This is a genomic window from Mycolicibacterium sp. lyk4-40-TYG-92 (assembly GCF_030209435.1).
Lineage (GTDB): Bacteria > Actinomycetota > Actinomycetes > Mycobacteriales > Mycobacteriaceae > Mycobacterium.
This window is the reverse complement of the sequence record NZ_JARVRX010000003.1, coordinates 338837-358277: the sequence shown is the minus strand read 5'-3', so window position 1 is coordinate 358277 and position 19441 is coordinate 338837. Positions and strand designations below refer to the sequence as shown.

Here is a 19441-nt window from a genome sequence, read left to right as displayed (position 1 = left end):
CTGCAGCAGTTCAGAAGCGGTTCCGATGACGTCGGGGCCGCTTTCTCGTCGGTGGGTCGGTGATCACCGCTCGGTCATACCGCTGCGGGCATTGCGGTACGCCGTCGGGGTCGCGTTGAACCACCGTTTGCAGGCCCGCGTCAACACGCTCTGTTCGGCGTAGCCGAGGTGGCGGCACAGCTGCACCAGGGGCAGATCGGTGTTGAGCAGCAATCTGTCGGCAAGTTCGCGGCGGGTCTGATCGACCATCTGACCGAACGTGATTCCGTCGGCGACGAGCCGTCGTTGCAGCGTCTTGGGGTGGATGCGGAACTGGCGGGCGACGAGTTCGGCGGTCAGCTCTCCGGTGGGCAGCAACTGGCGGATGACGCTGCGCACGGTGTCGGTGAAGCCGCGCGCATGCTCGGTGCGGGTGCTGGACAGGAAGTGCAGGGCGAGCTGATGGGCCAGCGGATCGTGGTTGAGCGGGCGTTCCAGGTCCTCGGCGCGCAAGGTGAAGCCGGCGATCGGCTCGTTGAAATGCGGCGGGCAGCCGAAGTAGCGGCGGTAGTCGGCTTTGGTGCCCAGCGCCGGGTGCGGTAGGTGCACGGCGACAGGACGGTACGTGGTGCCGAGAAACAAGTGCAGCACGCGGAGGGTGACGCCGAGCGCCAGTTCGACAGCCTGGGCCTGAGGCGGCGTCGGGTGTAGCAGGAAGTCGAATTCGAACCGGCACAACGTCTCGTCGGGATGGGCGTCGATGCGGGCGGTGATACCGGGGCTGTACGCAGCCATGTAGGTGTCGAGGATGGTGAACGCGTCGGCGACTGTGGAGGCGGTGCGGGCCGCGACACCGACGGGGCCGAGGATGTCGATACTCTGCCGGAGCGCCAGCTGACGACCGAAGTCATCCACGCCCAGCACCACCGCGGCACTTTCGACCGCGGCGATGGCATGGCGCAACGGAATGTACCGGTCACGCTCACCGGCATCGGCAGGATCGATGTGGGCGAGTTCCAGCAACGCGACCGGGTCACCGCCCAGGGTGGCGGCGAGCACGCTGAACCCCACCAGAGACGAACCCTGGATCAACTGCATGTCCATGACGATCAAGAAGATGTCCGGGAAAGTCAAGACAATGCCTGGTGCGTCAGGCAACGATAGGCGGGGCTCGGGTGACAGAAGGGGGACAGTGCATGGCACAACGAGGTACGTCGTGGCGCCGCCGGCTGGCGGTGGCCGCAGCGATGACGCTGGCGATCACGGTGACCGGCTGCGGTAGCGGCAAGGATTCGGCAAAAGATTCGGCAAAAGATTCGAAGGGGCAGGCCGACGTGATCACTGCGCAAGTTCGCGAGATCGCCAAGGAGGCATACATCTACGGCTATCCGATGGTGGACAACTATCGGATTCAGTACGCCTACTTCCAGGACAAGCAGAATCCGCAGTTCATGGCGCCGTGGAACACGCTGCATTCGTTCGCGAAGGTGTTCACCCCGGCGGATACCGTCACCCAGACACCCAACTCGGATACCCCGTACAGCTTCTTCGGTGCCGATCTGCGCACGGAACCGTACGTGTTGAGCGTTCCGACGATCGAAGCCAACCGCTACTACTCGCTGCAGTTCATCGATCAGTACACGTACAACTTCGACTACGTGGGTAGCCGCACCACCGGCAACAAGGCCGGCAAGTACTTGCTGGTGGGGCCGAACTGGAAGGGCGACAAGCCCATCGGCGTCGACAAGGTCATTCGGTCAGAGACGGAATTCGCCTTCGTGGGATACCGCACCCAGTTGTTCGGTCCTAACGACATCGACAATGTGAAGGCCATCCAGGCGCAGTACAAGGCGGAACCGCTGTCGAAGTTCGAGGGCAAACCGGCCCCGGCCGCCGCGCCGGCAGTTGACTTCGTGGTTCCGCAGACCCCCGACGAGCAGCGGAAGTCGACGAAGTTCTTCGAGACCCTCGATTTCATCCTGCAGTTCACGCCGGTGCTCGATACCGAGAAGGAACTGCGCGCGAAATTGGCCTCGATCGGGGTCGGCACCGACAAGAAGCTCGACATCAGCGCACTGCCGGCGGACAAGCAGCAGGCGTTCCAGGACGGGCTCAATGACGCCTGGACCGAGTACAACCAGTTGCAGGCGAAGGTGGACAAGGGCGAGGTCACCTCGGCGCAGATGTTCGGTGACCGCCAGACACTCGGGACCAACTACCTGTACCGCATGGCGGGCGCCATCAACGGCATCTACGGCAACAGTGTCGCTGAGGCGATGTATCCGATTTTTCGCACGGATTCGGCGGGCGCCACGCTGGACGGCGCCAACAAGTACGTGTACCGGTTCGCTCCGGGGCAGCTTCCGCCGGTCAAGGGCTTTTGGTCGCTGACCATGTACCGGCTGCCCGAGAGCCTGCTGGTCGCGAATCCCATCAATCGGTACCTGATCAACGCGCCGATGCTGCCGGAGCTGAAGAAGGATGCCGACGGCGGTTACACCTTCTACGTCCAGAAGGAATCGCCGGGCCCGGACAAGGAATCGAATTGGTTGCCGGCGCCGGACGGGCCGTTCGTGTTGGTCGAGCGGTTGTACTGGCCCGAGCCGGCCGCGCTCGACGGCACCTGGAAGGCCCCGTCGCCGCAGCGCGTACCGTGACACCCCTCCGAGTGTCGGACAACATGTGAAAGACGATGCTGCTCAACGGGATTGATCACCCGAGGACGTCGTTCGGATCGCGTTGGCCCGGCACGAACGACGAGCTGGTTGCGGTGATCGCCGAACGTGACACGTTCACGTTCCGCGATCACCGGCACTGATCAGGGGTGCGGCGTCACCTCCACGCTGGGCGGCAGCGGCGACGGTTCCGGCTTCATCGACCGCCGCACGATCGAGAACGTGATCCCGCCCAGCGCCAGGACCGCCACGGTGCCCCCGGCAATCAGCAGCGGACGCCGGCGTTTGGACCCTGACTGCACCACCACGGCCAAGTCCCCAGCTTCATCGCCGCGCCGACACCGTCGTCCCACCCAGCGCGCGGTCCCCAGGGTCGACCCGACGCCCAGACCGAGCACCCCGCGCAGCATCAGCAGCGGCCCGACGATGGTGTACTTCAGCCCGCGACCCAGGCGGGCACCGGAGCTGGGGCGGCTGACCTCGGGGACGTTCTCGGTGACGGTGCTCATCAACCAACCTCTCTGCCGGACACGATTTCTGCAGACCTCCTGAGCGGAGGCCGGGCTCTACGCCAGGCCTTCCACGTTATTCGGTGGGGGCGACTTCGGGGCCTTAAATGTGAGTGGCAGACTGACTTTCCGTGACGAGCCCCATTCAGACCGCGACCGCGACGCTGCACACCAACCGCGGCGACATCAAGATTGCTTTGTTCGGTAACCACGCGCCCAAGACCGTCGCCAACTTCGTTGGCCTGGCCCAGGGCACCAAGGATTACTCCACCGAGAACGCCTCGGGCGGCACCTCCGGCCCGTTCTACGACGGCGTCATCTTCCACCGCGTCATCGACGGCTTCATGATCCAGGGCGGCGACCCGACCGGTACCGGCCGTGGCGGCCCGGGCTACCAGTTCGCCGACGAGTTCCACCCGGAGCTGCAGTTCGACAAGCCGTACCTGCTGGCCATGGCCAACGCCGGGCCGGGCACCAACGGATCGCAGTTCTTCATCACCGTCGGCCCGACCCCGCACCTGAACCGTCGCCACACCATCTTCGGTGAGGTCGTCGACGAGGCGTCGCAGAAGGTTGTCGACGCCATCGCGACCACCGCCGTCGACCGCGGTGACCGTCCGACCGAACCGGTTGTCGTCGACTCGATCACCGTTTCCTGAATCTCAGCCTGACGCGCGGCGCGGCAGTCCCCTACCGGGGATTGTCGCGCCGTTTGCGTTGCTGTTGAACTACGGAATGAGACCGGCCTCGGTCAGGGCGTCGAGGACATTGATGGGATCGGTGCCGACGTCCCACCGCGTGAAGACCAGGAGCCGGTCGTCGGCGGTGTCGAGCTCCAGCAGCCGCACCTTGCGGGTCAGCCGGCGGAACTCGGTGATACGCACACTCTTGAGGTCGGCCTGTGTATAAGTCTGGGTACTGAACCACCCGCGCACGACGAGTCCTGCCGGCGTGATCGCGAGCTTCGGCCGTGCGCGCCAGGACATCACAGCGAAGACCAGCAGGCCGATGGCGGCGATGCCGCCGAGAACACGTCCGGGCAGGTCAGTGACCGAAGTCAGGGCTACCGCGGCGAGTACGACGCCGAATGCTCCACAGGCCGCGATACCGGCTGTCGGCGGGCTCCATTGAGTTTGTTCCACGAGATGTCCACACCCTTGGGGGCAAGTTATCCACAGGCACTATCCCCAATGGGGATGAATCACATCGATGTGATTGGGTGTCCGTCAGATTGCCAGTTGGGTTACGTAACGCGACCTGGATGTAACGAACCGGGTCGGTTGACGCAGCTCAGCGCCACCGCATGGTCAGCAGCAGGCCGGTGATCATGAACGCGAACGCGATCGCGTAGTTCCACTGGGCGAGATCGGCCATCCACTGCAGCAGGTGTGGCGTACCGGCCGGGTTCAGCGCGGCAAGCTGGAACACCGCCAGCCAGATCAGACCGATCAGCATGAGCGAGCAGAAGAACACCACGAACCACACGCTCGACGGGCCGGCCTTGACCTTCACCGGCGTCCGACTCACCGGGTTGATGGTGAAGTCGTTCTTCTTGCGAACCTTGGACTTGGGCATTGGTACCTTCGCGGACAGTCGGTGCCGCACTCAGGCGCCGGTGGAGAAAAACCGGCAATTCGGTGCGACGATGGAGCGGTATGCACTCAGAGCCTAACGCAGAAGACGTGTCGCCTCGCAGGCCCTGGTGGACGGCCGGGACCTCGGAACCTGCCCAGCCGGCGCGCCACTCGGCCTGGCGATTCGGTGTGCCGGTGGTCTGTGTGCTCGCCGGCCTCCTGCTCGCCACCACGCACAGCGTCTCCGGGGGCAGCGAGATCCGGCGCAGCGACGCGCCTCGCCTCGTCGACATGGTCAAAGAGGCCCAGCGCACCGTCGCCACCCGTGCCGCCGAGCGCGACAACCTGCAGCATCAGCTCGAGAACCACCATGGCGGCACGCCGGGCGCCGATGCCGCGCTCGGCGCCATCACCAGCCGGGCCAACCAATTGGGTCTGGAACTGGGCCTCGACCCCATGCGGGGACCCGGCCTGGTGATCACCCTCAATGACGCGCAGCGCAATGCGCAGGGCCAGTACCCGCGCGACGCCACCCCGGACGACCTCGTCGTACACCAGCAGGACGTCCAGGCGGTGCTCAACGCGCTGTGGCTGGGCGGCGCCGAGGCCGTCCAGATGCAGGACCAGCGGATCCTGGCCACCTCCGCACCGCGTTGCGTCGGGAACACCCTGCTGCTCAACGGCCGCACCTACAGCCCGCCGTACGTCGTCACCGTGATCGGCAACGTCGAGGGCATGCGCGCCGCACTCGCCGCCGCACCGCTCGTGACCCTCTACAAGCAGTACGTGGTGCGGTTCGGGCTCGGGTACACCGAGGAGCCGCGGGCATCGGTCGACGTCGTCGGCCACCGGATGCCGCTGAAGCTCAGGTACGCCAAACCGGCTGGACCGGTCACATATTGAGTGCTCGGGTCGGCGGGTGACCCAGTAGCCTGACGGCATGCAGGTTCTCGTCCTCGACAACTACGACAGCTTCGTGTTCAACCTGGTCCAGTACCTGGGTCAGCTCGGGGTGCACGCGCAGGTCTGGCGTAGCGACGACGAGCGCGTCTCCACTCCCGACGGCGTCGCCGCCGTGGCCGAAGAGTTCGACGGCATCCTGGTGAGCCCCGGGCCGGGTACCCCGGAGCGGGCCGGCGCGTCCATTCCGTTGGTCCGGGCGAGCGCGGAGACGGGCACTCCCCTCCTCGGGGTGTGCCTGGGACACCAGGCCATCGGCGTGGCTTTCGGTGGCACGGTCGACCGCGCGCCGGAGCTGCTGCACGGCAAGACGAGCCAGGTGCACCACACGAACAGTGGTGTGCTGCAAGGACTTCCGGACCCGTTCACGGCGACGCGCTACCACTCGCTGACCATCCTGCCGGAGACGCTGCCGGCCGAGCTGGAGGCCATCGGGCAGACCGACAGCGGTGTGATCATGGCGGTCCGGCACCGCGAACTGCCGATCCACGGAGTGCAGTTCCACCCGGAGAGCATCCTGACCCAGGGCGGCCACCGGATGCTGGCCAACTGGCTCGCCGTCTGTGGCCAGGCTCCCGACGAGGCACTGGTCACCCGGCTCGAGCAGGAAGTCGCCGACGCGGTCTCGGCCGCGACCCGCACCGCTTAGATCGGCGCGGATCGCTCGAGTTATGACGCGAAGCTGAGCGTGATCGACGCGTTGAAGTTGACGCCGCTGCCGGCCGCCGGTATCTGGCTCACCACCGCATTGCTGCGCTGACCGCTGTTCTGCACGTCCGCGCCCTTGATCAGCACGCCGGTCCAGCCCAGGGCGCGCAGATTCGGTTCGGCGTCGGTCCAGAACTGACCGCTCAGGTTCGGCATGACGAACTGGTTGCCCTGCGACACCTTCAGCGTGATCGGCGCATCCTTCGCCGTCGGCGTGCCGGCCGGCGGATCGGTACCCAGGATCTCGCCGGCGGGTTTCGGGCTGTCGACCGGGGCGGTCAGGATCGTCGTGAAGCCGACGGTGTTCAGGTTCTTCGTCGCGACCTCGACGGTCTGGCCGTTGATATCGGGAATCGGCACCAGGCCCGGGCCGGAGCCGACGATGATCGTGATGACGTTGGTGATCGCCGAGGTCTGATGAGCCGGCGGGTTGGTCGCGATGACCCGATCCTTCTGCTCCGGCAGTGACTGCGACACCGTCTGCTGGATGTTCCGGAAGCCCGCCGACTGCAGCTTGGCCATCGCGTCTGAGGGCGACAGCTTCGACACGTCCGGGACCTCGCGCTGCTCGGGACCGGTGGAGATGTTGATGGTGATCTCGTCACCGGCGGCGACGGATGTATTGGCCGCCGGCTCGGTGCCGATGACGTGGTCCGGCGCCACCGTCGAGTCGGGCCGTTGCTGCGTGCGGGTCTTGAAGCCGCGGTTCTGCAGGTTGGCGACGGCGTCGGCCTGAGCCAGCCCGCGCACGTCCGGAATCTGCTGGTCGTGGGGCTTGCCGCCGATCAGGTTGATGGCGACCGTGACGACGACCGTCAGCACCGCCAGAATCGCCGCGGCGATGAGCCAGCGGCCGATCGGCGTCGAGGCGCGGTCGGTCGACGGGTACGGCTGCGGGTTGACGCTGATCTGCTCCGGCATCATGCTGCGCGGTCCGCCGAACCCGCCGGTACCCATCATCGCGGTGCGCTCGGCATCGGTGAGCACCTTGGGCGCATCCGGTGCCTCGCCGGCGTGCACGCGGATCAGGTCGTTCCGCATGTCCGCGGCACTCTGGTAGCGGTTGTCGGGGTTCTTCGCCAGCGCCTTGAGCACGACGGCGTCCAGACCGGGGCTGATGCCGGCGTGGCGCTGCGACGGCGGCACCGGGTCCTCGCGGACGTGCTGGTACGCCACGGCGACCGGGGAATCGCCGACGAAGGGCGGCTCACCCGTGATCAGTTCGTAGAGCACGCAGCCCAGCGAGTACACGTCCGAGCGGGCGTCGACGTTCTGCCCGCTGGCCTGCTCGGGCGACAGGTACTGCGCGGTGCCGATGACCGCGGCGGTCTGCGTCATCCGGTTGCTGCTGTCGGCGATCGCGCGGGCGATGCCGAAGTCCATGACCTTGACCGCGTTGGACTTGCTGATCATGATGTTCGCCGGTTTGATGTCCCGGTGCACGATGCCGTGCTGGTGACTGAAGTTCAGGGCCTGACAGGCGTCGGCGATGATCTCGATGGCGCGCTGCGGCGGCAGCGGCCCCTCGGTGTGCACGATGTCGCGCAGCGTCACGCCGTCGACGTACTCCATGACGATGTACGGCAGCGGCCCGTTGGGCGTCTCGGCCTCACCGGTGTCATAGACCGCGACGATCGCCGGGTGGTTCAGTGCCGCGGCGTTCTGTGCCTCGCGGCGGAACCGGAGGTAGAAGCTGGGGTCCCGGGCCAGGTCGGCGCGCAGCACCTTGACCGCCACATCGCGGTGCAGGCGCAGGTCCCGTCCGAGGTGAACCTCGGACATGCCGCCGAAGCCGAGGATGTCCCCCAGCTCGTAGCGGTCGGAGAGGTGCTGTGGCGTGGTCATGAGATGGCCGGTCCTGACAGATCAGGGAGCGAAGCCGACTGACCCGTCGGTGCGCCCGGCGTCTTCGTGGTCTCGGTGATGGTGTTGGTGACAGTGGACTGCTGCTGGTTCTTCTGGTCCTGCCGGTCCTGCGCGTTGAGCACGATCAGGATGGCGATCACGATTGCCAGCGCACCGAGGACACCCGCCGCCCACAGCAGCGCGCGCTGACCGGGCGAGAACGTTCGGCGCGCGGGTGGGGCCGGACGGTGGCTACCGCTGGCCGGCCGGGGTCGCGGCGTTGCGGGTGCCGGCCGTGCCGGCTCGATGGCCGCCCGGGCCTGTGTGCTCGACGGGATGGCCGCGGGAGCGGCCCGTCCGATGGTCGGGGCCTGGTTGGGCCGCGGGGGGCGGCGCCCGGCCCGGACGGCGGCGACGGCGTCGGCGAACGGGCCGCCGCTGCGGTAGCGGTGGATGGCGTCCTTGGCGAGCGCGATCTCGATCAGCTCGCGGACGTTCGGGGGTAGGTCGGCCGGCAGTGGTGGCGGCGCTTCCTTGATGTGCTTCATCGCGACGGTCAGGGCGCCGTCGCCGGTGAACGGCCGGCGGCCGGACACGGACTCGTAGCCGACGACACCGAGCGAGTAGACGTCGCTGGCCGCGGTGGCGTCGTGGCCCAGGGCCTGTTCGGGCGCGATGTACTGGGCGGTGCCCATGACCATGCCGGTCTGGGTGACGGGAGCGGCGTCGACGGCCTTCGCGATACCGAAGTCGGTGAGCTTCACCTGGCCGGTCGGGGTGATCATGATGTTGCCGGGCTTGACGTCGCGGTGCACCAGGCCGGCGCTGTGCGCGACCTGCAGGGCCCGGCCCGTCTGCTCCAGCATGTCCAGAGAGTGCCGCAGCGACAGGCGCCCGGTGCGCTTGATCACCGAGTTCAACGGCTCGCCGTTGACGAGTTCCATCACGAGGTAGGCGGTGCGGCCCGAATCGTCGAGCTCGGTCTCGCCGTAGTCGTAGACACTGGCGATGCCGGGGTGGTTCAGCATCGCGACCGTGCGCGCCTCGGCGCGGAACCGCTCGACGAATTCGGGGTCGGTCGAGTATTCGGCCTTGAGTACCTTGATGGCGACCTGTCGGCCGAGCCTGCTGTCGACGCCTTCCCAGACCTGACCCATGCCGCCTGTGGCGATGAGTCGCTGAAGTCGATAGCGGCCGGAAAGTGTGACTCCGACCCGCGCGCTCATGATCCCTCCCGTAGCGCCGCGGCGATGGTGGCCCGCCCGATGGGTGCGGCCAGCGCACCGCCGGTTGCGGACAAACGGTCTCCACCATTCTCCACTAGGACGGCGACGGCGACCTTCGGGGATTTCGCCGGGGCAAAAGCGATGTACCACGCATGTGGTGGGGTGTGACGTGGATCGGTGCCGTGTTCGGCGGTGCCCGTCTTGGATGCGATCTGCACGCCGGCTATGGCTCCCTTCTGCTGCGTCACCTGCTCGGCGCCGACCATCAGATCCGTAAGTGTAGCCGCGACCTGGGATGAGATGGCCCGCCGCTGTTGGTGCGGTGAGGTAGCCGCGATGTTGGAAAGGTCCGGTCCCTTGAGGTCGTCGACCAGGTACGGGGCCATGCTGACGCCGCCGTTGGCGATGGTCGCGGCAATCATCGCGTTCTGCAGCGGGGTCAGGGCGACGTCCTTCTGGCCGATGCTGGAGATACCCAGGGCCGGGGCGTCGGAAATCGAGCCGACCGTCGACTCCGCGACCTGCAGCGGAATCGACGGCGGCGGAGTGTCCAGGCCGAACTGCTTGGCCATGGTCCGCATCGCGTCGGCTCCGTTGTGCAGGCCCAGTTCGACGAAGGCGGTGTTACAGGACTTGGCGAACGCCTCGCGCAGCGACACCGTCGTCCCTCCGCCGCAGGCCGCGCCGCCGTAGTTCTCCAACGTTGCGGTGCTGTCCGGCAACGTGATTCGCGCCGCGGAGGTCAGCTGGGTGTCCGGCGTGGCGCCGGCCTGCAAGGCCGCCGCGGTGGTCAGCACCTTGAACGTCGACCCCGGCGGATAGGTCTCGGAGATCGCCCGGTTCTGCAGCGGTGAGTCGGGGTTGTCGCGCAGTTCCTGCCAGGCGGCGGACTGCCGGTCGCCTTCGTGCGACGCCAGCAGATTGGGGTCGTACGACGGCGACGACACCATGGCCAGAATTTTGCCCGTGGACGGGTCCAGCGCCACCACCGAGCCCTTGCACGGGTTGCCGCCACAGCCCTGCTGCATCGCATCCCACGCGGCCTGCTGCACGCGCGGCACGATCGTGGTGTCGACGTTGCCGCCGCGGGGATCGCGGCCGGTGAAGAAGTCGGCGATGCGGTTGCCGAACAGCCGCTCGTCGGAGCCGTTGAGGATGCTGTCCTCGGCGCGCTCGAGGCCGCTGCTCGAGTACTGCAGCGAGTAGAAGCCGGTGACCGGGGCGTAGACCAGCGGGTTCGGGTAGATGCGCAGGTAGCGGAACCGGCCGTTGGTCGGCATCGAGTACGCCAGCAGCTGGCCGCCTGCGGTGATCTGGCCGCGCTGGCGCGAGTACTCGTCGAGCAGCACCCGCTGGTTTCGTGGGTCGGCGCGCAGGCCGTCGGCGGCGAACACCTGGGTGGTGGTGGCGTTGAGCAGCAGCAGCACGATCAGTGCCATCACCAGTCCGGAGACGCGACGAAGTGAGGTGTTCATTGCTTCTCGATCACCTCGGTGTTGGCCGCTGCGATCGACGACTGGTTGGGGCCGCGGGTCGACAGCGGCCGGCGCGCGACGTGCGAGACGCGCAGCAGCAGGGCCAGCAGCACGTAGTTGGACAGCAGCGACGAGCCGCCGTAGGACATCCACGGCGTCGTCAGGCCGGTCTGCGGGATCAGCTTGGTGACTCCGCCGACGACGATGAACAGCTGCAGCGCCAGCGCTGCCGACAGGCCCGCGGCGAGCAGTTTGCCGAAGCTGTCGCGCACGGCGATGGCGGTGCGCAGCCCCCGGATGATGACGATCGTGTAGAGCATCAGCACCGCAGCCAGGCCGACCAGCCCGAGCTCTTCGCCGACCACGGCGATGATGAAGTCGGTCGAGGCGTCGGGCACCGTGCCGGGCTGCCCGTTACCCAGACCGGTGCCGAAGATGCCGCCGGTGGCGAAGCTGAACAGCGACTGCACCATCTGGTACCCGGCGCCGTCGGGGTCGGCGAACGGGTCCAGCCAGTTCTGCACGCGCACCCGCACGTGGTCGAAAAGCTGATACGCCGCAAAGCTTCCCACGCAGAACAGGCTCAGCCCGATGATCACCCAGCTGAGCTTCTCGGTGGCGACGTACAGGAGCACCAGGAATGTCGCGTAGAGCAGCAGGGAGGCGCCGAGATCCTTCTCGAACACCATGACGCCGATCGAGCCGATCCAGGCGACCAGCAGTGGGGCCAGGTCACGCGGTCGGGGCAGGTCCATCCCGAACATGTGCTTGCCGGCGCTGGTGAACAGGCTGCGCTTGGTGACCAACACGCTGGCGAAGAAGATCAGCAACAGGATCTTGGAGAACTCGGCGGGCTGAATCGAGAAGCCCGGCAACCGGATCCAGATCTTGGCGCCGTACTGCTCGGCCACCGAATCCGGCAGCACCGCGGGAATGGCCAGCAGCACCAGGCCGGCCAGGCCGCAGATGTAGCCGTAGCGGGCCAGCATCCGGTGGTCGTGCACGACCATCAGCACCGCGGTGAACACCAGGATGCCCAGCAGCGTCCACAGCATCTGCTGGTTGGCATTGCCGCCTGGCAGGATCCCGGCGGGCCGGGTGTGCGCGGAGAGGTCCAGCCGGTAGATCAGCACCAGGCCCAGGCCGTTCAGCAGCGCGACCACGGGCAGCAGCAGCGGGTCGGCATACGGCGCGTACCGGCGCACCGCCAGGTGGGCACCGCCGAACAGCACGACGAAGCCGACGGTGAACTGCACGAGGTCCAGCTGCAGGCCGCGCTCCTGGTTGGCCTCGACGATCAGCAGAGCCACCGTCGTGATGACGGCGGCGAACCCCAGCAGCACCAACTCGGAATTACGCCGATTGGGCAGTGGAGGGGCGACCGCGACCGGGGACTGCGGCTGGGTGTCTTCCCGTCGCTGCGCTCGCCCGGGTGCATCTTCCCGTCGCTGCGCTCGCCCCGGGGCGTCTTCTCGCCCCTTCTCTTGCCCCGGCGTGGTCATGCCAGGGCTCCCGCTCGCTCCCGGGCCGTCATGACGCGTTCCGGCAGTTTGTGCCCGGCTCCTGAGGTGGCGGAGGGAGTGCCGTGGCCGTCGGGGACGGAGCCGCGGGCGAGGTCGGGGCAGGCGCGGGGCTGGAAGGGTTGGGAGCCGGCGCCGGGCTGGGTGCCGGCGCGGGCGTCGGAGCGGGCGGCGTCGACGCCTCGGGACCGGGAGCCGGGCCGCGCGGCGGCTGCGGCACGACCGACAATGACGGCGCCGGAGCACCTGGCGCGGGGGCGGGTGCAGCCGGCGGGGCGACGACGGGCGGCGCGCACAACGGCAGCAGCGAGCTGCGGCTGAGCTCCTTGAGCTGACGGATGGCGTCGTCGACGGTGCCGGTCGGCAGGCCGGCGGTGACCTGGGCGCGGCCGGACTCGCGCAGGTCGGCGACCTTCATGGGCTGGCAGCCGGGGTGGGTGTCGTCGACGCCGATGATCGTCATCTCGGAGTGGGTGTCCAGACACGCCAACAGGTAGGGCTCCTGCAGCGGCAGCCCGAGCAGAGAACCCGGGATGCCGCGCATGATGTAGACCGAGCCGTTGTAGCCGGAGACGTAGTAGTTGCTCCGGATCAGGTAGCGCCCGACGGCCAGTCCGCTCACGAGCAGCAGGATCAGCAGGATCGCGCCGATGATCAGGTTGCGCCGGGTGTGCTTCTTGCGCTGCGGTGGATCAAGTTGTGCCGCAGGCTTTTTCGCGGCCGCTGCGACGCGCTTCGGGTTGAAGGCCGAGGCGCGCCCGGCGGCGGTGTTGGGCGGCAGGGTGTCGTCATCCTGACCCGACACGGCGCCCGCCAGGATGGGTGCCGTCTGGCCGTATTCGTAGTCGACGACGTCGGCCACCACGACCGTGACGTTGTCGGGGCCGCCGCCGCGCAGCGCCAGCTCGATGAGCCGGTCGGCGCAGTCCACGACGTCCGGGATCTGCATGGCGGTCTGGATGGTCTCGTGGCTGACCGGGTCGGACAAACCGTCCGAGCACAGCAGGTAGCGGTCGCCGGCGCGGACCTCGCGCATGGTCAGCGTCGGCTCGACCTCGTGGCCGGTCAGCGCCTTCATGATCAGCGAGCGCTGCGGGTGACTGTGGGCCTCTTCGGCGGTGATGCGGCCGTCGTCGACCAGGGTCTGGACGAAGGTGTCGTCCTTGGTGATCTGGGTCAGCTCGCCGTCGCGCATCAGGTAGCCGCGGGAGTCGCCGATGTGCACCATGCCCAGCCGCGTCCCCGCGAACAGGATGGCGCTCAGGGTCGTGCCCATGCCTTCGAGTTCGGGATCGGCCTCGACGTGCGCCGCGATGGCGGCATTGCCGTCGTGGACGGCGTCATTCAGCTTGGCCAGCAGGTCGCCGCCGGGTTCGTCGTCGTCGAGGTGGGCCAGCGCGGCGATGACCAGCTGCGAGGCGACCTCACCCGCGGCATGGCCGCCCATGCCGTCAGCCAAGGCGAGCAGGCGGGCCCCGGCGTAGACGGAGTCCTCATTGTTGGCGCGGACCAGGCCGCGGTCGCTGCGCGCGGCATATCGGAGTACGAGTGTCACGGGCGCAGCTCAATTACCGTCTTGCCGATTCGTACCGGCGTTCCCATCGGAACCCTTACCGCCGTCGTCACTTTCGCCCTGTCCAGGTATGTACCGTTGGTCGATCCTAGGTCTTCGACGTACCACTCGGAGCCTCTCGGCGACAGCCGGGCGTGCCGTGTCGAGGCGTAGTCGTCGGTGAGCACCAGGGTGGAGTCGTCGGCCCGGCCGATCAGCACGGGCTGGCTGGTCAGGGTGATCCGGGTGCCCGCGAGGGCGCCCTCGGTCACCACCAACTGGCGCGCATACCGGCGTCGGTCCCGGTTGGGCAGCAGGGTGCCGCGGAACGCCAGGCCGCGCCGCACCATGACGGCTCCGGTCGGTGCGTAGATGTCGGTGCGCAGGACACGCAGAACCGACCAGATGAAAAGCCAGAGCAACAGGAGGAAACCGACCCGCGTCAGCTGCAGAACTAACCCCTGCATCCGACGTCCTCTCCGTTGCCGCGTCGAGGCTGGGCCCGGTGCCCGGTAGCCGTCGGCATCGTCACGATACTTTGGCGGCCACCGGCCGGTGCGAACATCATCCGGCCGGTGACAGAAACCGGGCTCAGTGAACGCGGACCACGATCTCGGAATGACCCACCCGGATGACGTCGCCGTCGGCCAGCTGCCACTCCTGAACCGGGGCGTTGTTGACGGTGGTGCCGTTGGTCGAGTTCAGATCCGAGAGCAGCGCGGTGTGGCCATCCCAGCGGATTTCGAGGTGCCGGCGGGAGACGCCGGTGTCGGGCAGCCGGAACTGCGCGTCCTGGCCGCGGCCGATGACGTTCGCGCCTTCGCGCAGCTGGTAGGTGCGGCCGCTGCCGTCGTCGAGCTGGAGCGTGACGTTCGCGCCGGCGGCACCGTAGCCACCGCCGTAGCCGCCCGGCTGGCCGTATTCGGGCTCGGCGTAGCCGGCGCCTGCGCCGCCGCCGTAACCCGGGTCGCCGTAGCCGGCCGGGGCCGGGGCCTGGCCGTAACCCTGATCAGCGGGAGCATGACCGTAGCCCTGATCTGCCGGCGCTTGGCCGTAACCCGGCTGCTGCGGCTGGCCGTAGTTCTGCTCGCCGTAGCCGCCCTGGCCGTAACCACCCTGCGGGGGCTGACCGTAGCCGCCCGGCTGGCCGCCGTAACCCTGCTCGGGCTGGCCGTAGCCACTCTGCGGGGGCTGACCGTAGCCGCCCTGCTGACCGCCGTAACCCTGCTCGGGCTGGCCGTAGCCACCCTGCGGGGGCTGACCGTAGCCACCTTGCTGGCCGCCGTAACCCTGCTCGGGCTGCTGACCGTAGCCCTGCTGGCCATAGCCCTGCTCGGGCTGGCCGTAACCATGCTGAGGACCGACGGGCGGCGGTCCGGGAGGGCCACCCTGCGGGCCGCCGAAGCCGCCCTGGCCGTAACCGGACGGGCCCGCGCCGTAACCGGCCTGTTCGGGCTGACCGTAGCCTCCCTGTGGGCCGTATCCGGGGCCACCCTGCGGAGCGCCGTAGCCACCCTGCTGTCCGTAACCCTGCGGCGGCTGGCCGTAGCCCTGGCTCGGGTCCTGCGGATACTGCTGACCGCGCTGCTCGTCGGGCTGCCGTCCGTAGTCGTACTCGTCGCCTGGCTGGCCCTGCCCCTGGCCGGGGCGGTGGGTCGGGTTGTCAGTCATCGTTGGTACTCCTGGTTCTGCGGTGTGCACGCGGTCGCTGGGTGCCGGCCGCGGTGGCCCGGCGGTTGAGTCGGGGTTGACCGCGCCGTGGGCGCGGAATTGGCCGGTGTAAAGGCCAGGTGACGGCTCAAACCTGACGACCACCTCACCATACGTTTGCCATCCCCGCTCATGGACGAATCCCTCAAGGTGTTTGGCAAAAGCACTGGGTGTGAGGTCAGGATCCGCGTTCACCTTCTCGAAATCGGTGTTACTGAGCGTAATGACGTAATCGTTCGGTGCCAAAATACGGCCGCCACCGACGTCGCGGGCACCGGATTCGGCTTCCCGCTGGAGGGCGGCCTCGACTTCCGGGGGTGCGATCGACCCCCCGAAGACGCGGGCAAAAGCGTCTCCGACCGTGGTCTCGAGCTTGCGCTCGAACCGGTCGACCAGACCCATGTCCCCCTGCCTCGCCTCGTCTCGGTGGTCCCAGATGTGATGTGCGTAATAACCGCGGACACCACTGTTACGCATGGTATCGGCCTGACCTTGTAATACGTGACCAACAGAATCGTGAGAATTCGAAAGCCGCAGGTCAGACGGTGGCCGGCCGGCACGCAGACCGGCCGATCGCGCGATTTCGCCGTCGCAGCGGGCCGAATTGGGCCGAATCCGGTGGTCAGGCGCGGATTTGGAGCCGGGGGTAGGGGTGGTGATACTCTCTCCCAGTTGTTTGGGGCGAGTGGCGGAATGGCAGACGCGCTGGCTTCAGGTGCCAGTGTCCTTCGGGACGTGGGGGTTCAAGTCCCCCTTCGCCCACTCAACGAAAGCCGCGAATCCGGTCCGGATTCGCGGCTTTTGCATTTGGCTGGGCGCCGCCGTGAGCCCTGCGCATGCGAATGGGCCCAAAGTTCTGCACAGCACTCACAGCGGTGAGAATGTCGGTGGTGTGCGGGGCCGTCGGTCAGGCTGCAAGTCTTCTTGCAATGAGAACTTCCAGAGCGACGGATTCTATGAAGTGCCCCGATGGATTGACCGCCAGCAGGGTGGTGCTCAGTGCCTCCTCGAAGGCGCTCTGACTGTCGCCGAGTAGTCGGCGTAGTGGCAGTGAGGTCGAGTACAGATAGCCGATGATTCGTTCGACCGTCCACGATCGCCGAAATTCACTCAGTCCGGATTCAGACAGCGACGGCCGTCAGCCATTCGCTGTAGAAGAGCGCGATGCCGAGGCCGCATGCGATGGCGGTGATGAGCCAGAATCGGATAGTCAGTGTGGTCTCGGGCCAGCCGATCAGCTCGAAGTGGTGGTGGATCGGGGAGTTCCGGAAAACCCGTCGGCCGGTGGTGCGGAACGAAAAGACCTGGATGACCACCGAGGTCACCTCGACTACGAACAGGGCGCCCAGGATGATGGCCAGAATTTCGGTGCGGGTGGTCACTGACAGTCCGGCGATGATGCCGCCCAGTGCCAGCGAACCCGTGTCACCCATGATGATCTTGGCGGGTGCGGCATTCCACCACAGGAAGCCGATGCAGGCACCGGCAGTCGCCGCGGCAACGAGGGCCAGATCCAGAGGGTCCCGCACGTGATAGCAACCGGGTCCCGGCGTTAAGGCACACGCGTTTCGGAACTGCCAGAGGGTGATGAGCACGTAGACGGCGGCCACCATTGCCATGGCACCTGCGGCGAGCCCGTCCAGGCCGTCGGTGAGGTTGACGGCATTCGACCACGCCGAGACGACGATGATGCAGAACAGTACGAAAACCACCGGCGGCATTGTGAATGCGGCGATTTCGCGGACGTAGGACAAGGTGGCGCTGCCAGGAGTGAGGCCGTCGGAATTACGGAACTGGAGCGCAAGCACTCCGAAGAGGACTGCAGCGACGAGTTGGCCCACGCTCTTGGCCCGCTTGTTCAAGCCGAGGTTGCGTGCGTGCCGCAACTTCACGTAGTCGTCGGTGAATCCGACCACGCCCAGCGCCGTGGCGAGGCCCAGGACGAGCAACCCTGATGCCGTCGGGCCCCCATCGCCGACTACGAGCCCGGCAAGGGTGGTGGTGAGGTAGCCGGCCCATATCGCGGTGAGGATCGCCAGGCCGCCCATCGTCGGCGTGCCCCGTTTTCGCTGGTGGCTTTCGGGGGCTTCGGCGCGGATCGGCTGACCGAGCCGCAGCCGGGTGAACATCCCGATCAACATGGGAGTGAGCAGAATGGCGACCGCCAGGGCCACTCCCGCGGCGATGAGTATCCGCGTCACAGACCCGTGCAGGTTTCTCTCGCACCCTTCGATCGACAGCAGTTACACCGCATTGAACTCTCCGCCCCCACCAAGCCAGTATGGCTCGATCTTTCTGTGGCGCCATTGCAACCGACGTACGTTCGGTGTTGTTTTGGAGATACGCGACGGCCCTGGCGCCGATCTCATGCGTGGCACCGGTGGTTACGATCGCGCCATGAAGGGTTCGGTCACCGTGCACATGAACGCCCAGGCTGATCAGGTCTGGAACCTGATTGCCGATATTCGGAACACCCCGAAGTACTCGCCGGAAGTGTTCGAGTCGGAATGGTTGGACGGAGTCACCGGACCCACACTCGGCGCGCTGTTCCGTGGCCACGTCAAGCGCAACGAGATCGGGCCGATTTATTGGACGACGTGCCGGGTCACGGCCTGCGAGCCCGGGCGCGAGTTCGGCTTCGCGGTGCTTGCCGGCGACAAGGCGGTAAACAATTGGCACTACGCCCTCGAGCCCGCCGGTGAGGGCACGGACGTCACCGAGTCGTTCTGGATGACACCTGGACTGCTCGACACCGTCTTCGGCATCTTCGGTGGCCAGCTGCGTACGCGCCGCAACATCCGGGACATGCGGACCACCCTCAATCGGATCAAGGCCGAGGTCGAGTCCGTCTGATACGCACGGCGCTGGCGGAAAGTGAACAGCCCGCTCCTACTTCGGTAGGAGAACGGAGCCACCTCCAGCACGATGCCCACCCGTGGTCTCGACTCCTAGGGTTGGTCGATGACTGCATTCTCTTGCCGGCCGAGCCTGGCCGCGGTCGTCCTCGCACCGCGAATCAAATTCCGGTGCAACGTAATTGGACGTCCAACCTGGACAGCCCGGTTCGTCGCAGCGCGGGTACAGGTCACCCATCGGGGGCGTCCCGACGTGCTCTTCGAGGAAGCGGCCACCGAACGTGAGATGTATCGGCTGTAGCGCCTGCCGACCCAATCTGTGATTTGTGCGAGGAATGGGCCCGATCGGGTAGGCAGCTCTTCCTCGACTGCGATGTTCGCGCCCACACTCGGTGCACGAGCTGGGAAAGGGGATCGGCATGAGGGCAGGGATTGTTCACGAAATCCCAGCGCCCCTTTGGGTCGCGCCCGAGACCGGTGTCGACTGGCGGACGGTCGTGGAGGCGACGGCGACGGTGTGGCGCCGGCCGTCGGCATTGCGGTGGACAGCCGACGTCGATCAGCGCGGGACGCATCACCGCAGCGAGCGGTACGACATCTCCGAGCAGCAGCCGCAGTCAGGCCTGCCCAAGTACGTGCTGACGGGCTACGGACTGGACTTCAGGAGCGGCAGCGTGGACTTCCTGAAGTCCGTCGCCGCCGGGCACTACGACCGAATGACGCGCCGGCAGCGCTGGAGCGGGATGAGTCCCCATGCTGCGCTCGGCGATCACTGCGAGCCCCCGCTGTGGATGGCCGGATCGAGCATCGTCGGCCGGCCGCTCTAATTGAAGTAACCGCATGGTAATATCGG

General features: G+C 67.1%; 18 protein-coding genes and 1 tRNA gene. 7 read left to right on the top strand and 12 right to left on the bottom strand.

The window, feature by feature from the left end; all coding sequences use genetic code 11:
• Positions 1-63 precede the first annotated feature (63 nt).
• The gene (locus tag QRN63_RS07855; RefSeq protein WP_350224440.1) at positions 64-1077 is read right to left on the bottom strand and encodes an AraC family transcriptional regulator; all 1014 of its coding nucleotides are present in this window, start codon (positions 1075-1077) and stop codon (positions 64-66) included.
• A 98-nt stretch (positions 1078-1175) separates the two neighbouring features.
• Between QRN63_RS07855 and QRN63_RS07850 the strand changes: the two genes are divergently transcribed.
• Complete coding sequence (locus tag QRN63_RS07850; protein WP_285030283.1) at positions 1176-2636, top strand: DUF1254 domain-containing protein; 1461 nt, start codon at positions 1176-1178, stop codon at positions 2634-2636.
• Positions 2637-2797: 161 nt separating this feature from the next.
• On the opposite strand, the gene cwsA is transcribed toward QRN63_RS07850, so the two are convergent.
• Positions 2798-3163 carry a cell wall synthesis protein CwsA gene (cwsA, locus tag QRN63_RS07845; RefSeq protein ID WP_267319956.1) on the bottom strand — a complete coding sequence of 122 codons (366 nt, stop codon included), beginning with the start codon at positions 3161-3163 and terminating at the stop codon, positions 2798-2800.
• 131 nt (positions 3164-3294) lie between these two features.
• Between cwsA and QRN63_RS07840 the strand changes: the two genes are divergently transcribed.
• Positions 3295-3822, top strand: a complete 528-nt coding sequence (locus QRN63_RS07840) for a peptidylprolyl isomerase (protein WP_267319957.1) — start codon at positions 3295-3297, stop codon at positions 3820-3822.
• 69 nt (positions 3823-3891) lie between these two features.
• Here QRN63_RS07840 and QRN63_RS07835 read toward each other — a convergent pair whose 3' ends face one another.
• Positions 3892-4305, bottom strand: a complete 414-nt coding sequence (locus tag QRN63_RS07835; protein ID WP_267319958.1) for a PH domain-containing protein — start codon at positions 4303-4305, stop codon at positions 3892-3894.
• Between the two features lie 148 nt (positions 4306-4453).
• Positions 4454-4738 (bottom strand): cell division protein CrgA, encoded by a 285-nt coding sequence (gene crgA, locus QRN63_RS07830; protein WP_020099906.1) that lies wholly within the window; start codon positions 4736-4738, stop codon positions 4454-4456.
• A gap of 107 nt (positions 4739-4845) precedes the next feature.
• Here crgA and QRN63_RS07825 point away from each other — a divergent pair, with 107 nt between their 5' ends.
• Positions 4846-5640, top strand: a complete 795-nt coding sequence (locus QRN63_RS07825; protein WP_267319959.1) for a DUF881 domain-containing protein — start codon at positions 4846-4848, stop codon at positions 5638-5640.
• A 37-nt stretch (positions 5641-5677) separates the two neighbouring features.
• Positions 5678-6346 (top strand): aminodeoxychorismate/anthranilate synthase component II, encoded by a 669-nt coding sequence (locus QRN63_RS07820; protein ID WP_267319960.1) that lies wholly within the window; start codon positions 5678-5680, stop codon positions 6344-6346.
• Positions 6347-6366: 20 nt separating this feature from the next.
• On the opposite strand, the gene pknB is transcribed toward QRN63_RS07820, so the two are convergent.
• The 7 genes from pknB to QRN63_RS07785 form a co-directional block, all read right to left on the bottom strand.
• A complete protein-coding gene (pknB, locus tag QRN63_RS07815; protein ID WP_267319961.1) occupies positions 6367-8250 on the bottom strand; it encodes a Stk1 family PASTA domain-containing Ser/Thr kinase in 1884 nt (627 codons plus the stop codon).
• The gene (locus QRN63_RS07810) at positions 8247-9476 is read right to left on the bottom strand and encodes a protein kinase domain-containing protein (RefSeq protein WP_267319962.1); all 1230 of its coding nucleotides are present in this window, start codon (positions 9474-9476) and stop codon (positions 8247-8249) included. The genes pknB and QRN63_RS07810 overlap by 4 nt, the downstream gene beginning before the upstream one ends.
• The gene (gene pbpA / locus QRN63_RS07805) at positions 9473-10951 is read right to left on the bottom strand and encodes a D,D-transpeptidase PbpA (protein ID WP_285030277.1); all 1479 of its coding nucleotides are present in this window, start codon (positions 10949-10951) and stop codon (positions 9473-9475) included. The genes QRN63_RS07810 and pbpA overlap by 4 nt, the downstream gene beginning before the upstream one ends.
• Positions 10948-12453 (bottom strand): peptidoglycan glycosyltransferase RodA, encoded by a 1506-nt coding sequence (locus QRN63_RS07800; protein WP_285030276.1) that lies wholly within the window; start codon positions 12451-12453, stop codon positions 10948-10950. Before QRN63_RS07800 ends, pbpA begins: the two co-directional genes overlap by 4 nt.
• A 28-nt stretch (positions 12454-12481) precedes the next feature.
• Positions 12482-14026, bottom strand: coding sequence for a PP2C family protein-serine/threonine phosphatase (locus QRN63_RS07795; protein ID WP_285030275.1), 1545 nt, complete (start codon positions 14024-14026; stop codon positions 12482-12484).
• Positions 14023-14490, bottom strand: a complete 468-nt coding sequence (locus QRN63_RS07790) for an FHA domain-containing protein FhaB/FipA (protein WP_064859211.1) — start codon at positions 14488-14490, stop codon at positions 14023-14025. Before QRN63_RS07790 ends, QRN63_RS07795 begins: the two co-directional genes overlap by 4 nt.
• A gap of 124 nt (positions 14491-14614) precedes the next feature.
• Positions 14615-16135: an FHA domain-containing protein gene (locus QRN63_RS07785; protein WP_285030271.1), complete on the bottom strand. Its 1521-nt coding sequence runs from the start codon at positions 16133-16135 to the stop codon at positions 14615-14617.
• Positions 16136-16412: 277 nt separating this feature from the next.
• Here QRN63_RS07785 and QRN63_RS07780 point away from each other — a divergent pair.
• Positions 16413-16495 (top strand) — tRNA-Leu (locus QRN63_RS07780).
• 359 nt (positions 16496-16854) lie between these two features.
• Here the strand turns inward: QRN63_RS07780 and mraY are convergent.
• The gene (gene mraY / locus QRN63_RS07775) at positions 16855-17934 is read right to left on the bottom strand and encodes a phospho-N-acetylmuramoyl-pentapeptide-transferase (RefSeq protein ID WP_285030270.1); all 1080 of its coding nucleotides are present in this window, start codon (positions 17932-17934) and stop codon (positions 16855-16857) included.
• Between the two features lie 196 nt (positions 17935-18130).
• On the opposite strand from mraY, the gene QRN63_RS07770 reads away from it, so the two are divergent.
• Entirely contained in the window at positions 18131-18586 is a 456-nt protein-coding gene (locus tag QRN63_RS07770) for an SRPBCC family protein (protein ID WP_285030269.1), read from the top strand.
• Positions 18587-19007: 421 nt separating this feature from the next.
• Positions 19008-19415, top strand: a complete 408-nt coding sequence (locus QRN63_RS07765) for a hypothetical protein (protein ID WP_285030268.1) — start codon at positions 19008-19010, stop codon at positions 19413-19415.
• Positions 19416-19441 lie beyond the last annotated feature (26 nt).

What these genes read in the sequence shown, in the direction of transcription:
- QRN63_RS07765 (WP_285030268.1), top strand. Translation starts at nt 19,008, where the DNA reads ATGAGGGCAGGGATTGTTCACGAAATCCCAGCGCCCCTTTGGGTCGCG.
- QRN63_RS07820 (WP_267319960.1), top strand. Translation starts at nt 5,678, where the DNA reads ATGCAGGTTCTCGTCCTCGACAACTACGACAGCTTCGTGTTCAACCTG.
- QRN63_RS07810 (WP_267319962.1), bottom strand. Translation starts at nt 9,476, where the DNA reads ATGAGCGCGCGGGTCGGAGTCACACTTTCCGGCCGCTATCGACTTCAG.
- QRN63_RS07790 (WP_064859211.1), bottom strand. Translation starts at nt 14,490, where the DNA reads ATGCAGGGGTTAGTTCTGCAGCTGACGCGGGTCGGTTTCCTCCTGTTG.
- QRN63_RS07800 (WP_285030276.1), bottom strand. Translation starts at nt 12,453, where the DNA reads ATGACCACGCCGGGGCAAGAGAAGGGGCGAGAAGACGCCCCGGGGCGA.
- QRN63_RS07850 (WP_285030283.1), top strand. Translation starts at nt 1,176, where the DNA reads ATGGCACAACGAGGTACGTCGTGGCGCCGCCGGCTGGCGGTGGCCGCA.
- QRN63_RS07770 (WP_285030269.1), top strand. Translation starts at nt 18,131, where the DNA reads ATGAAGGGTTCGGTCACCGTGCACATGAACGCCCAGGCTGATCAGGTC.
- QRN63_RS07785 (WP_285030271.1), bottom strand. Translation starts at nt 16,135, where the DNA reads ATGGGTCTGGTCGACCGGTTCGAGCGCAAGCTCGAGACCACGGTCGGA.
- QRN63_RS07855 (WP_350224440.1), bottom strand. Translation starts at nt 1,077, where the DNA reads ATGCAGTTGATCCAGGGTTCGTCTCTGGTGGGGTTCAGCGTGCTCGCC.
- crgA (WP_020099906.1), bottom strand. Translation starts at nt 4,738, where the DNA reads ATGCCCAAGTCCAAGGTTCGCAAGAAGAACGACTTCACCATCAACCCG.
- pknB (WP_267319961.1), bottom strand. Translation starts at nt 8,250, where the DNA reads ATGACCACGCCACAGCACCTCTCCGACCGCTACGAGCTGGGGGACATC.
- pbpA (WP_285030277.1), bottom strand. Translation starts at nt 10,951, where the DNA reads ATGAACACCTCACTTCGTCGCGTCTCCGGACTGGTGATGGCACTGATC.
- cwsA (WP_267319956.1), bottom strand. Translation starts at nt 3,163, where the DNA reads ATGAGCACCGTCACCGAGAACGTCCCCGAGGTCAGCCGCCCCAGCTCC.